Annotated in this window: 14 protein-coding genes; 7 read left to right on the forward strand and 7 right to left on the reverse strand. The window is 70.3% G+C overall.

Features of this window, described 5'->3' with window-relative positions; all coding sequences use genetic code 11:
- The coding region (locus QQJ79_RS13430; RefSeq protein ID WP_488798464.1) for an alpha/beta fold hydrolase at nt 1-529 on the forward strand (529 nt) is incomplete at its 5' end.
- Here the strand turns inward: QQJ79_RS13430 and QQJ79_RS13435 are convergent.
- Nucleotides 526-1,857, reverse strand: coding sequence for a dihydroorotase (locus tag QQJ79_RS13435; protein ID WP_284223426.1), 1,332 nt, complete (start codon nt 1,855-1,857; stop codon nt 526-528). The genes QQJ79_RS13430 and QQJ79_RS13435 overlap by 4 nt on opposite strands.
- Nucleotides 1,858-1,890: 33 nt before the next feature.
- Nucleotides 1,891-2,850: a glycosyltransferase family 9 protein gene (locus QQJ79_RS13440; RefSeq protein ID WP_284223427.1), complete on the reverse strand. Its 960-nt coding sequence runs from the start codon at nt 2,848-2,850 to the stop codon at nt 1,891-1,893.
- Nucleotides 2,851-2,934: 84 nt separating this feature from the next.
- Between QQJ79_RS13440 and ygfZ the strand changes: the two genes are divergently transcribed.
- Entirely contained in the window at nt 2,935-3,726 is a 792-nt protein-coding gene (ygfZ, locus tag QQJ79_RS13445; RefSeq protein WP_284223428.1) for a CAF17-like 4Fe-4S cluster assembly/insertion protein YgfZ, read from the forward strand.
- A gap of 58 nt (nt 3,727-3,784) precedes the next feature.
- On the opposite strand, the gene QQJ79_RS13450 is transcribed toward ygfZ, so the two are convergent.
- Entirely contained in the window at nt 3,785-4,024 is a 240-nt protein-coding gene (locus tag QQJ79_RS13450; protein WP_284223429.1) for a hypothetical protein, read from the reverse strand.
- A 119-nt stretch (nt 4,025-4,143) separates the two neighbouring features.
- Here QQJ79_RS13450 and QQJ79_RS13455 point away from each other — a divergent pair, with 119 nt between their 5' ends.
- From QQJ79_RS13455 to rnhB, 4 genes are all read left to right on the forward strand, one after another.
- Nucleotides 4,144-4,794, forward strand: a complete 651-nt coding sequence (locus tag QQJ79_RS13455) for a cyclase family protein (protein WP_284223430.1) — start codon at nt 4,144-4,146, stop codon at nt 4,792-4,794.
- 119 nt (nt 4,795-4,913) lie between these two features.
- On the forward strand, nt 4,914-5,267 hold the full coding sequence (locus QQJ79_RS13460; protein WP_284223431.1) for a hypothetical protein: 354 nt from the start codon (nt 4,914-4,916) through the stop codon (nt 5,265-5,267).
- An 80-nt stretch (nt 5,268-5,347) separates the two neighbouring features.
- Entirely contained in the window at nt 5,348-5,935 is a 588-nt protein-coding gene (locus tag QQJ79_RS13465) for a DNA-3-methyladenine glycosylase I (protein WP_284223432.1), read from the forward strand.
- Complete coding sequence (gene rnhB, locus QQJ79_RS13470; RefSeq protein WP_431307602.1) at nt 5,893-6,588, forward strand: ribonuclease HII; 696 nt, start codon at nt 5,893-5,895, stop codon at nt 6,586-6,588. The genes QQJ79_RS13465 and rnhB overlap by 43 nt, the downstream gene beginning before the upstream one ends.
- Here the strand turns inward: rnhB and QQJ79_RS13475 are convergent.
- From QQJ79_RS13475 to pyk, 3 genes are all read right to left on the reverse strand, one after another.
- Complete coding sequence (locus QQJ79_RS13475; RefSeq protein ID WP_284223433.1) at nt 6,585-6,830, reverse strand: hypothetical protein; 246 nt, start codon at nt 6,828-6,830, stop codon at nt 6,585-6,587. The two genes, rnhB and QQJ79_RS13475, sit on opposite strands and share 4 nt — an antisense overlap.
- Nucleotides 6,831-6,891: 61 nt before the next feature.
- Nucleotides 6,892-7,932 carry a DNA adenine methylase gene (locus QQJ79_RS13480; protein WP_284223434.1) on the reverse strand — a complete coding sequence of 347 codons (1,041 nt, stop codon included), beginning with the start codon at nt 7,930-7,932 and terminating at the stop codon, nt 6,892-6,894.
- Between the two features lie 22 nt (nt 7,933-7,954).
- On the reverse strand, nt 7,955-9,385 hold the full coding sequence (pyk, locus tag QQJ79_RS13485) for a pyruvate kinase (protein ID WP_284223435.1): 1,431 nt from the start codon (nt 9,383-9,385) through the stop codon (nt 7,955-7,957).
- Between the two features lie 151 nt (nt 9,386-9,536).
- Here pyk and QQJ79_RS13490 point away from each other — a divergent pair, with 151 nt between their 5' ends.
- Nucleotides 9,537-9,719: a DUF3606 domain-containing protein gene (locus QQJ79_RS13490; RefSeq protein ID WP_055828753.1), complete on the forward strand. Its 183-nt coding sequence runs from the start codon at nt 9,537-9,539 to the stop codon at nt 9,717-9,719.
- 65 nt (nt 9,720-9,784) lie between these two features.
- Here the strand turns inward: QQJ79_RS13490 and QQJ79_RS13495 are convergent.
- Nucleotides 9,785-11,165 (reverse strand): cation-translocating P-type ATPase (locus QQJ79_RS13495; protein WP_284223436.1); only part of this gene is annotated, 1,381 nt, incomplete at its 5' end.

An 11,165-nucleotide genomic window follows, 5' to 3' on the forward strand; every position in this document is an offset into this window, starting at 1 on the left:
CGAGGGCGCGCTGGTCGCCCTGGCCGCCCTGACCGGCGGGGACGACGCGGTCTGCGGCCTCGTCCTGCTGTCCGGCGCGGGCCGGCCGATCGGCGCCGTCCTGCGCGAGCAACTGGCCAACGCCCCGGAACCCTTGCGGGGCCAGGCGCTGGCCATCCTCGCCGAGCTCGAGGCCGGACGCCCGGTGACGGACGTTCCGCCCCCACTGGCGGCCCTGTTCCGCCCCTCGGTCCAGCCCTACATGATCTCGTGGCTGCCGCTGGACCCCGCGGCGCTGGTCGCCGCCTGGGACGGGCCCGTGATGATCGGTCAGGGCACGACGGACATCCAGGTGGGCCTGACCGACGCCGAGGCCCTCGCCGCCGCCCGGCCCGACGCCACGCTGAGGATCTGGGAGGGCGTCAACCACCTGCTGAAGACCGCCCCCGCCGACCGCGCCGCCAACATCGCCACCTACAGCAATCCAACCCTGCCGCTGGCGCCCGGCGTCGTCGACGACGTGGCCGGCTTCATCCTGCAGCCGCGTTAGGCCAACGTCTCCTGGAAGCGCACCGGCCGGCCGTGGGCCGAACCGATCAGCGCGCCGTCCTTCATCACCACCCGGCCCCGGACGATGGTGGCCACGGCCTTGCCCGTGGCCTCGAAGCCGTCGAACGGCGTCCAGCCGCAGCGGCTGGCCATGTCGGCGTGGCGGATCACATGCTTCGCCTTCAGATCGACGATCGTCAGGTCGGCGTCATAGCCTTCGGCCATCCGGCCCTTGCCGGCGATGCCGAACACCCGGTTGGCCCCGTGCGAGGTCAGGTCGATGAACCGGTCCAGGCTCAGCCGCCCGTTCGCCACATGGGTCAGCATCACCGGCACCAGCGTCTGCACCCCCGGCATCCCTGAAGGCGAGGCCGGATAGGGCCGGGCCTTTTCCTCCAGCGTATGCGGCGCATGGTCCGAGCCCAGCACGTCGGCGACGCCCTGCTCGATGCCGCGCCACAGGCCGGCGATGTGGTAGTTGTTGCGGATCGGCGGGTTCATCTGCGCCAGCCCCTTGAGCCGCTCGTAGGCCTCGTCTCCGTCCAGCGTCAGGTGCTGCGGCGTCAGCTCCATCGTCGCCACGTCCTTGTGGTTGGCGAGGAACTCGACCTCTTCGGCCGTGGTCACGTGCAGCACGTGGATGCGGGCGCCGGTCTCCCGGGCCAGGCGCACCAGACGCCGGGTGGACATGATCGCGCTCTCGGGATCACGCACCTCCGGATGGCTCGTCCAGTCGCCCTGGCGCGCCAGCGGGCGCCGGTCGACCAGCCGGTACTCGTCCTCGGAATGGAAGGTCGCCCGCCGCCTCACCTGGCGCAGCACCTCGCGCACCCCGTCGTCGTCGGCGACCAGCAGGGTGCCGGTCGAGGCCCCCATGAAGACCTTGACCCCGCAGCAGCCGGGCAGCCGCTCCAGCTCGGCCAGGTATTTGGCATTGTCGTGGGTGCCGCCGATGTAGAAGGCGTGGTCGGTCCACATCCGGTCCCGGGCCCGGACCAGCTTGTCGGCCAGGGCGTCCGGGTCGGTCGTCGAGGGCTCTGTGTTCGGCATTTCGAACACGGCGACGACCCCGCCCAGGGCGGCCGCGCGCGAGCCGCTCTCAAGGTCCTCCTTCCACTCCAGCCCCGGCTCGCGGAAATGGACCTGGGTGTCGATGACGCCGGGCAGGACCGTCAGGCCCTTCGCGTCCACGGTGTCGCCCGCCGAGGCCTGCGACAGGTCGCCGATGAAGGCGATCCGCCCGTCGATCACGCCGACGTCGGCCATGCCGCGGCCCGCGTGATTGGCCACCTCGCCGCCGCGGACGATCAGGTCGTATGTCTGGGTCATGCCTCGTCCCTTAGCCCCGCCCGACCGAAGGTTCTAGGCCGAGGCGCGCTCTTCCAGCAGCTTCATCGCCGCCTTCAGCACCCGGTCCGCCGGCAGGTCGTTCATATGCTGGATGGCCTGGTTCAGATGGGGATCGATCTTGCGGAACTCGTCGACCGAGCGCGGGCCGCGCACGGCGATCCCGCCCCAGGGTCCGTGCTCGACCTCGTCCGACGGCCCGAAGGCCGCGACCACCGGGATTCCGGCGGCCACGGCCAGGTCGGTCCAGATCGTATCCGCCCCGACATAGAGCGCCGCCCGGCCCAGGGCGGCGACCGTCTCCAGCCGGCCCAACCGCCCCTGCAATTCGGTCACCCGGTTGCGCGGCAGCGACAGGCGGACGACATGGGCCGTGTCGCGCGCATTCTCGTCGCCCACGACGATCACCCGCCCGCCCTCCAGCGGCCCGCCGTCGCCGACGAGGGCGACCGCCACCTTGGCGTAGCGTTCGGACGGCCAGACCTTGCCCATCCAGTCCGCGCCGGGGCCGATGGCCAGCAGGGGAACATCCTCCTCCGGGATCAGGGCGGCCGCCCTGGCGCGGGTCGCTTCCGAGACGAACAGCTTCGGCGCCGGAACGTCCTCGAGCTGCAGCACCCGCGCCGCCTGTTCGACCGCATGGACCCCGGCCTCCCAGGCCCCGCGCACGGCGCGCTTCTGCCGCTTCAGCTTGGCCGACAGGGTGGTGCCGCGCATATCGACGACCAGACCCCAGCGCGTCTCACGCACCTTGTTCCACAGGCCCAGCCAGTCCAGCCGGCTGTCGCGCTCCAGCACGATCAGCCGGTCCAGACGGGGCGTATCGGCGAACAGGGGCGCGCTCTTCGGCGATCCGACCACCGTAAAGCTCGCCTGCGGCATGGCCTCGACCATATAGGCGAGCACCCCCGACGACAGGATGGCGTCGCTCGCATCCGCCTCGGCGATGTAGAGGATGGGAAACCGTCCGGCCATGGATCGACCGTATACGGATTCTCGCGGGGCGGCAGACGGCAAGCGGCCATGGTCCACAGGCGCGGCGCGCCCTATCTAGGCTTCATGAGCACCCGCATCGCCCGCCTCGACAGCCGCGCCCTGATCCGGGTCTCGGGCCCGGACGCCCGGCCCTTCCTGCACAATCTGCTGACCCAGGACGTCGAGACCCTCGCGCCGGGCGAACTCCGCTTCGGCGCCCTGCTGTCGCCGCCCGGCCGGCTGCTGTTCGACCTCTTCCTGTGGGGCGAGGACGACGCGGTCGTGCTCGACGTCGCCGCCGACCGCCGCGACAGCCTGCTGCAGCGGCTGGCCATGTACAAACTGCGGGCGCAGGTCGCGGTCGAGACGGATGATCGCCCGGTCCTGGCGGCCTGGGATGGGCCGCCGCCTCAGGGGTTCGTCGCCGACCCCCGGACACCGGGCCTCGGTGCACGATCCCTCTCTGGCGATATCGAGCCGGATGCCGCCGAAGACGACTGGCAGGCCCATCGCCTCGCCGTCGGCGTCCCCGACCCGGCCGCCGACGCCCCCTCCGACAAGGTCTATCCGATCGAGGCCGATTTCGACCTGCTGAACGGGATCGACTTCCAGAAGGGCTGTTTCGTCGGTCAGGAGACCACCTCGCGCATGAAGCGCCGCGGCAGCATCAGGAACCGCATGCTGCCGATCGCCTTCGACGGTCCGCCGCCGCCCTTCGGCGCCGAGGTGCTGAACGGCGAGCTCCGCGCCGGCGAGGTGCTGAGCGGCCGGGACGGCGCGGCCATGGCCCTGCTGCGGCTGGACCGGATCGACGGGGATCTGACGGTCGACGGACGCCCGGTCACGGTCCGACGGCCGGACTGGGCCGGTCTCTGAAACGAAAAACGCGCCCGGAGTTGATCCGGGCGCGTCTCCGATTGGTCTGGCCCGTGGATTACTGGGCGGGGGTCTCGGCCGGGGTCTCGATGGCGGCGTCGACGTTCTCGGCGGCTTCGTTGGTGGCGGCGGCGGCGTTGTCGGCGGCGACTTCGGCGTTGGCGGCGGTGTCGTCGGCGGCCGAGGCGACCGTGGCGCCGGCCGCGTCTGCGGTGGCTTCGGCGTTCTCTTCGGTCTGCGGCGAGCAGGCGGCGAGGGTCAGGGCGGCCGCGGCGGCGGCGAACAGGGCGATACGCATGGGGGGATCCTTCCTTGGTGGAGACTCCGCTTGTTCCGCCTTGGCCGGGGCTTGTCCAGTGCTTTGACGGAAGGCGGCGGGCCGACCACTATTCTGCAGCCTCAACCCGGACCGCCCACATGCCGCTGATCGACCTCAGTCACACCATCGAAGCCGGCATGATCACCTACAAGGGCCTGCCCGCGCCGCTGGTCTGCGACCATCTGAGCCGCGAGGCGTCGCGCGCCAACTACGACGCCGGGACCGAATTCCAGATCGGGCGCATCGAGATGGTCGGCAACACCGGCACCTATCTGGACACGCCTTTCCACCGCTACGCCGATGGCGAGGACCTCAGCGACGTCGGTCTCGACCGGGTCGCCGGCCTGCCCGGGCTCGTCGTCCGCGTCCCCGACATCCAGGCGATCGGCGCCGACCGGTTCACCGGACTCGACCTGCGCGGCGCGGCGGTGCTGGTCCACACCGGCTGGGCCCGCCACTGGCGGACCGACGCCTATTTCGAGAACCATCCCTTCCTGACGGAGGCGGCCGCGGCCTTGCTCGTGGATGCGGGCGCGGCGCTGGTCGGCATCGACTCCCACAACATCGACGACACCCGCACACGCGCCCGGCCGGTCCACACCCGGTTGCTGGGCGCGGGCATCCCGATCTGCGAGCATCTGCGCGGTCTGGAGCTGCTGCCCGACGCCGGATTCCGCTTCACCGCGGCCCCGCCGAAAGTCAGGGCGTTCGGGACATTCCCGGTCAGGGCGTTCGCCGAGGTCGGCTGACGGGGGATTCGAAAAGTTTCAGCAACTGCTGAATTCTCGCGCCACGATCTCGACGCGGTTCACCCATCAGTGGTACGCAGGATGGGCGCAGGGGGCGCATCCCTCAAAGGATCCGTAATATGTTCAAGGCTTTCGCACGCCGCGCCGTACTGGCGGCCGCCATCTCCGCTGTCGCCTTCGGGACGATGGGCTTCCAGTCCAACGACGGTCAGGACCGCCGTGTCCGCATCATCAACGCCACCGGCGTCACCATGACCCATTTCTACGCCTCTAACTCGGGCCAAGATGACTGGCAGGAAGATATTCTCGGTCAGGACGTCCTGCCGTCTGGCCAGTCCGTCCGGATCAACATCGACGACGGCACGGGCGCCTGCCTCTATGACTTCAAGGCCCGCTTCGCCGATGGCGACGAACTGATCCGCTACCGGATCAACGTCTGCCAGATCACCGAATACCGCTACACCGCGGGCTGATCGGCCGGACCGACTGAAATTCAAGGCTGCGCCTTCCGGGGCGCGGCCCTTTTTCGCGCCTGATCCGCTACCCTGCGCCCATGCCCGACTCACTGCATCGCTGCGCCTGGTGCGGGACCGATCCGCTCTACGTCGCCTATCACGACGAGGAATGGGGCGTGCCCGAGTACGACGCCCGCGCCCTCTGGGAGAAGCTGGTGCTGGACGGATTCCAGGCCGGGCTGGCCTGGATCACCATCCTGCGGAAACGCGAGGGGATGCGGGACGCCTTCCATGGTTTCGACCCCGAGATCATCGCCCGCTACGGCGAGGCTGACATCGAGCGGCTGCTGGCGGACGCCCGCATCATCCGCTCGCGCGCCAAGATCAACAGCGCCATCAAGGGCGCGCGGATCTGGCTGGAGATGCGCGACAGCGGCGAGGACTTCAGCGCATGGCTGTGGTCGTTCGTCGACGGCGCCCCGATCCAGAATGAATGGCCCGACAGCGACGGCCGGCCCGTCGCGACGCCCGCGTCCGAAGCCATGGCCAGGGCGCTGAAGAAGCGCGGCTTCACCTTCTGCGGTCCCGTGATCGTCTACGCCTTCATGCAGGCGGTGGGCATGGTCAACGATCACGACGTCGAATGCTTCCGTCACTGCCAGGTTCGTGCGATGGCCGCGTCGTGAAGACCCCATCGAAATCCCCGGCCGGCGCGAAGCCCGCGCGCGCCTTCCCGACCCTGACGCTGGAAATCGTGCTGGTCGAAAGCGCGGGCGGTCCGGTCTGCGGCGTGGACGAGGCCGGACGCGGGCCCTGGGCGGGACCGGTGTCGGCGGGCGCGGTGATCCTGAATCCGTCGGACCTGCCCGCGGGCATCGACGATTCCAAGGCCCTGACCCACGCCCGGCGAGAGGCGCTGGAGATCGAGATCAAGGCCCGCGCCGTCGCCTGGGGCGTCGGTTTCGCCTCGGTCGAGGAAATCGAGGCCCACAACATCCTGCACGCCACGGGGCTGGCCATGTGTCGCGCGATCGAGGCGATGGCGATCCAGCCCGCCGCCGCGCTGGTGGACGGTAACTATCGCTTCAAACTGCCGTGCGCCGTACAGACGGTCGTGGGCGGAGACGGCCTGTCCCTGTCGATCGCCGCGGCCTCCATCCTCGCCAAGACCGCGCGGGACCGGCTGATGGTCGAACTGGATGCGGAATACCCCGGCTACGGCTTCGCCGGCCACAAGGGCTACAATGCGCCGGTGCATCAGGAGGCGTTGAGGACCCTCGGCCCCTGCCCCGCCCACCGCCGCGGCTGGGCCCCGATCCGGGCGCTGCTGGACGCCTAGATAGCCAAGGCCCCGCCCAGCATCGCGCCCATCAGGGCCGCGACCACGCCGCCGGCGACGACCGTCACCCAGCCGGGCAGATCGGCGATCAACTCCCTGAGCGTCGGCTCCGGCGTCGCCGGATCATTGGCAACCCGCATATCGAACCGCGCGGCCGACGGCGGACGCCAGGCGACGGTTTCAAAGGCGTCGGCGGCGCGGCCATAGGCGCGGACGCGTTCAAGACGACGGGCGGAGGGCATGGGCATCGTTTCCATGCGGCCCTAACGGCCAAGGAGTCCGTACCGTTCCGTACGCCCGCGCTCACGCCGCATCCGCCAGACTGACCGGCCGTTCGCTGACCACGAACAGATATTCAACGTTCCTCAGCCGACCCACCGCCCCGACCTTCTCGCCCTTGGGATTGTGGATGCCGATCCGGGCCCCGACGTAGCGGGGCCGGGCGATCTCGATCACCTGCACCTCGCCCCGGCCCGACAGCATCTGCACCAGCTGGTCGCGGCCCAGATAGCCCTCGTCATTGAAGGACACGATCAGATTGGGCGCCGTCAGCCCCTCGATCACCGCCTGCAGGGCCGGGGCGATGCCGGGCTTGCTGTTGAAGGCGCTCTTGCGGGTGCGGACGTCGATCCGCTTGTTGGCGATCCCGTAGGTCTCGGGCTTGTCCCACAGCACCAGGCTCTCCCAGCAGTGGTAGTTGCCGAGATAGGAATGCTGGTTGTAGGGCGGGTCCAGATAGACGAGGTCGGCCTCGACCTCGGGCGCCAGTTCGACCGCGTCCCGACGCGTCGCCTTGCACGGCCCGGCCGCGACGCCCGGCAGGATGTCGGGCATGCGCAGCTGCAGCGGTTTCAGCGCCCGCGCCGCCCATGACTTCATATAGGCCATCTGCAGACCGGCCGTGGAATCGACCCGGTCGGCCGCCTCCATCAGGCTGACGAGGGCGACGGCCTCCAGCTCCGGCTCCAGTCCCATGGCGGCGATCCGGTCGCGCATGGCGTCGATGACGGCGCCGTTCGCCGGCGTGAAATAGCGGGCGTCCTCGCAGAAGGTCCGGGTGAACCAGCCGGCTTCCGGCGTCACGGTCCGAAGCTCGGCCAGCACCGCCTCGGCGCGGTCCAGCCACCGTTCGCGATCGGCCTGCACATAGGCGGTGGCGAGCGTATGGGCATAGGCGTTGTGGTCGTTCGACCAGACCCGGAACCCGGCTCCTTTGAGCGCATGACCGACCCGCGCGCTGCCGGAGAACAGGTCGCAGACCGTGCCGCCGTCGGGCAGCTGGCCACGGATCGCGGTCGCGATCTGCGTCAGCAAGGCGCGTTTCGAGCCGATGTATTTGATCATGCCGGCCAGGAAGGATCAGACGCTATTTGCGCCCCTTCGCCGGAGCATGGGCCAGTCGCAGCAGATTCGCAGCCCCCGGCGCGCCGAAGGGCGTTCCGGCGAGGATCAGGATGCGCTGACCCGGCTGCGCCATGTCGTATGCGACCGCACTGTTGACGGCGTCCTCGGTCACATCCTCCAGCGAGGCGGGCTCCTTGCCCAGCCGCGTTTCAAGCCCCCAGACCAGGGCCAGCCGCCGCGCGGTGTCGGGATTGGGCGTCAGCGCCAGCACCGGCTGCAGCGGCCGCTCGCGCGCCATCCGCCGCGCCGTCCCGCCTAGGGTCGTGAACACCACGATACAGGCCGTCGACTGGGCCTCCGCCGCCTTGCGCGCCGCGGCCACGAGGGCGTCGGCGTCGATGTCGTCCATGCCCGCGTGTTCGGCGTCCATCAGGCTGGGCCACATCGGGTCACGCTCGACCCGTTCGATGATCCGGCTCATCACCCCGACCGATTCCAGCGGATAGTCGCCCGAGGCCGTCTCGGCCGACAGCATCAGGGCGTCGGCGCCCTCATAGGCGGCGTTGGCGACGTCCGAGGCCTCGGCCCGCGTCGGGGCCGGCGACGACGTCATGCTCTCCAGCATCTGGGTCGCCACGATCACCGGCACGCCGCGCTGGCGGGCGGCGCGGATGATCTGCTTCTGCGCCACCGGCACCTCTTCGGGCTCCAGCTCGACGCCCAGATCGCCGCGCGCCACCATCACCCCGTCGCAATAGTCGAGAATGCTCTCCAACTCGAGCAGGGCCTGGGGCTTCTCGATCTTGGCCAGACAGGCGGCGCGGCCCTTCACGATCTGCTTCAGTTCGGCCATGTCCTCGGCCTTCTGCACGAAGCTCAGCGCCACCCAGTCGACGCCGATGCGGAGGGCGAAGGCCAGGTCCTCGCGGTCCTTGGGCGTCAGGGCCGAGACCGGCACCACCGCCTCCGGCACGGCCACGCCCTTGCGGTCCGACAGTTTGGATCCGCTCTCCACCGTCACGTCGGCCCAGTCGTCGCTGCGCTCATTGACCCGCAGCCGCACCCGGCCGTCGTCGAGCAGCAGCAGCATGCCGGTGCGCAGGGCCCGGAAGATCTCCGGATGCGGCATCTGCACCCGGGTCGCATCGCCCGGCGTCGGATCGAGGTCGAACCGCATTTTGTGGCCGGGCTTGATGTCGATCTCGACGTCCGCGAACCGACCCAGCCGCAGCTTGGGCCCCTGCAGGTCGGCCAGCACGCCCAGCGGCCGCTTCAGCGCCAGCTCGGCCCCGCGCACCGCCTTCAGCGCCGCCGCGTGGTCCTCGTGCGAGCCGTGGCTGAAATTCAGGCGGAAGACGTCGACCCCGGCCTGGGCCAGGGCCTTGACCATGCCGGGCGCCCGGCTGGCGGGCCCCAGGGTCGCGACGATGCGGGCGCGCCGGGCTCTTTTCATCGAATATCCATGCGATCGGAGGGGTTTCCCCCTTGTGCCCATGAAACCGCGTCGGGTTAAGGGCGGTTCTTTGCGCGAAACACGAAGTTACGCCGCCCGGTCGCGCCCCGCCGCATTTCGCGCTACCTCAGACTGAACAACGGAGCGGACCATGGCGGGCCTCAAGGACAAGCGCGGCTTCATCGACAAGGACCGTCTGGACCTGTCCGAGCGTCAGGCCGTCGAACACTGGATGAAGCGCTGGGGCGTGACCCGCGAACAGCTGACCGCCGCCCACCGCAAGGCCGGGCGCAACGTCAAGGACATCGCCGCCGAGCTCGGCAAGAAGCGCTGACCGACCCGCGGAGTCCGCAAGGACGACGCTGCGGCCCGCCCGTCATCATTCGGATCGCCGCGGCTTCAGCGGGCGAGCCGGGAACGGATCCGACGGGCTCCCCCGCCCCCCCACGCGCCGACCCGGGTCCAGCCGCCGCCGATGACGCCGGTGGCCACGGCGAGGAGCAGAAGCCCGGCGGGCGGCGGCGTCACATCCAGAACCGCCGCAATAGGCGACACGCCGAAGATGAGGGTCAGCACCGCCGCGACGGCGAGCACGATCAGCCAGTAGGCCCGGCGATGCGGCGCGAACAGGCGTCCGGCCGCGGCTGAATCGGCCAGGGCGAGCGTCAGATTGCCGACCACCAGACAGATGAAGGCGGCGCTGCGGGCGACATTCTCCGCCGCGGGCGAGTGGCGCAGGATCCACCAGTAGAGGCCGAACACAGCCGCGAAGAGGCTGAGTCCCTGGATCAGGGCGGCCGCGATCTGGCGAGGCCCGAACAGGGTTTCGTCCGCGCGCCGCGGCGGCTGCTTCATCGCCGCCTTGCCGCTGGGTTCGGCCTCGAACACCAGGGCACAGGTCGGATCGATGACCAGCTCCAGCAGCACCACATGCATGGGGAAGAGCATGGGCGGCAGGCCGACGAGCAGCGGCGCCAGCGCCAGGCCGGCGATCGGCACATGGATTGCGGTGATGTAGGTAAGCGCCCGGCGCAGGTTGGCGAAGATGCGCCGCCCCAGCCGCACCGCGCCGACGATCGAGGCGAAGCTGTCGTCCAGCAGGACCAGGTCGGCGGCCTCGCGGGCGACGTCGGTGCCACGCCGGCCCATGGCCACGCCGATGTGCGCCGCCTCCAGCGCGGGGGCGTCGTTGACGCCGTCGCCGGTCATGGCCACGACCTCGCCGTCCGCCTTCAGCGCCTCAACGATGCGCAGCTTCTGCTCGGGGACGATGCGGGCGAAGACCCGCACCTGCTTCAGCCGCTCGCACAGGGCCTCGAACGGCAGGCTGGCGACCTCGGATCCCAGCAGGACGCCGGGAGCTGTCTCTATGCCCGCGGCCGCGGCGATGGCCAGGGCGGTCGCCGGATGGTCGCCCGTGATCATGATGACCTTGATCCCCGCCGTGCGCGCCTCCGCCAGGGCGGCGGGGACGTCGGACCGCAGGGGATCGATGAAACCCACCAGGCCGGCGAAGGCGAAGGCGGCCTGTTCCGGAGCGTCGGGAAAGGCCTCATTCGCAGCGGCCGAGGCCACGCCCAGGACGCGCAGCCCCCGCGCCGCATAGCCCTCGATCACCGCGTGCAGCCCGGCGACGGTCCGGGGCGCCAGCCGGCAGAGCTTGAAGATGGCTTCCGGCGCGCCCTTGGCCGCGGCGAGGCGGGCCCCGTCGGGCATGCGCCAGGCCTGGATGACGGCGAGCCGTTCCGGCCGCAGCGGCCAGGCGCGCTCCAACTCCGGG

This window comes from Brevundimonas denitrificans (assembly GCF_030160755.1).
Classification (GTDB): domain Bacteria; phylum Pseudomonadota; class Alphaproteobacteria; order Caulobacterales; family Caulobacteraceae; genus Brevundimonas; species Brevundimonas denitrificans.

Bases quoted from the DNA above. Each gene is read 5' to 3' on its own strand.
- rnhB (WP_431307602.1), top strand. From the start codon at position 5,893: ATGCTTCCGTCACTGCCAGGTTCGTGCGATGGCCGCGTCGTGAAGACC.
- QQJ79_RS13490 (WP_055828753.1), top strand. From the start codon at position 9,537: ATGGCGGGCCTCAAGGACAAGCGCGGCTTCATCGACAAGGACCGTCTG.
- QQJ79_RS13450 (WP_284223429.1), bottom strand. From the start codon at position 4,024: ATGCGTATCGCCCTGTTCGCCGCCGCCGCGGCCGCCCTGACCCTCGCC.
- pyk (WP_284223435.1), bottom strand. From the start codon at position 9,385: ATGAAAAGAGCCCGGCGCGCCCGCATCGTCGCGACCCTGGGGCCCGCC.
- ygfZ (WP_284223428.1), top strand. From the start codon at position 2,935: ATGAGCACCCGCATCGCCCGCCTCGACAGCCGCGCCCTGATCCGGGTC.
- QQJ79_RS13480 (WP_284223434.1), bottom strand. From the start codon at position 7,932: ATGATCAAATACATCGGCTCGAAACGCGCCTTGCTGACGCAGATCGCG.
- QQJ79_RS13460 (WP_284223431.1), top strand. From the start codon at position 4,914: ATGTTCAAGGCTTTCGCACGCCGCGCCGTACTGGCGGCCGCCATCTCC.
- QQJ79_RS13455 (WP_284223430.1), top strand. From the start codon at position 4,144: ATGCCGCTGATCGACCTCAGTCACACCATCGAAGCCGGCATGATCACC.
- QQJ79_RS13465 (WP_284223432.1), top strand. From the start codon at position 5,348: ATGCCCGACTCACTGCATCGCTGCGCCTGGTGCGGGACCGATCCGCTC.
- QQJ79_RS13475 (WP_284223433.1), bottom strand. From the start codon at position 6,830: ATGCCCTCCGCCCGTCGTCTTGAACGCGTCCGCGCCTATGGCCGCGCC.
- QQJ79_RS13435 (WP_284223426.1), bottom strand. From the start codon at position 1,857: ATGACCCAGACATACGACCTGATCGTCCGCGGCGGCGAGGTGGCCAAT.
- QQJ79_RS13440 (WP_284223427.1), bottom strand. From the start codon at position 2,850: ATGGCCGGACGGTTTCCCATCCTCTACATCGCCGAGGCGGATGCGAGC.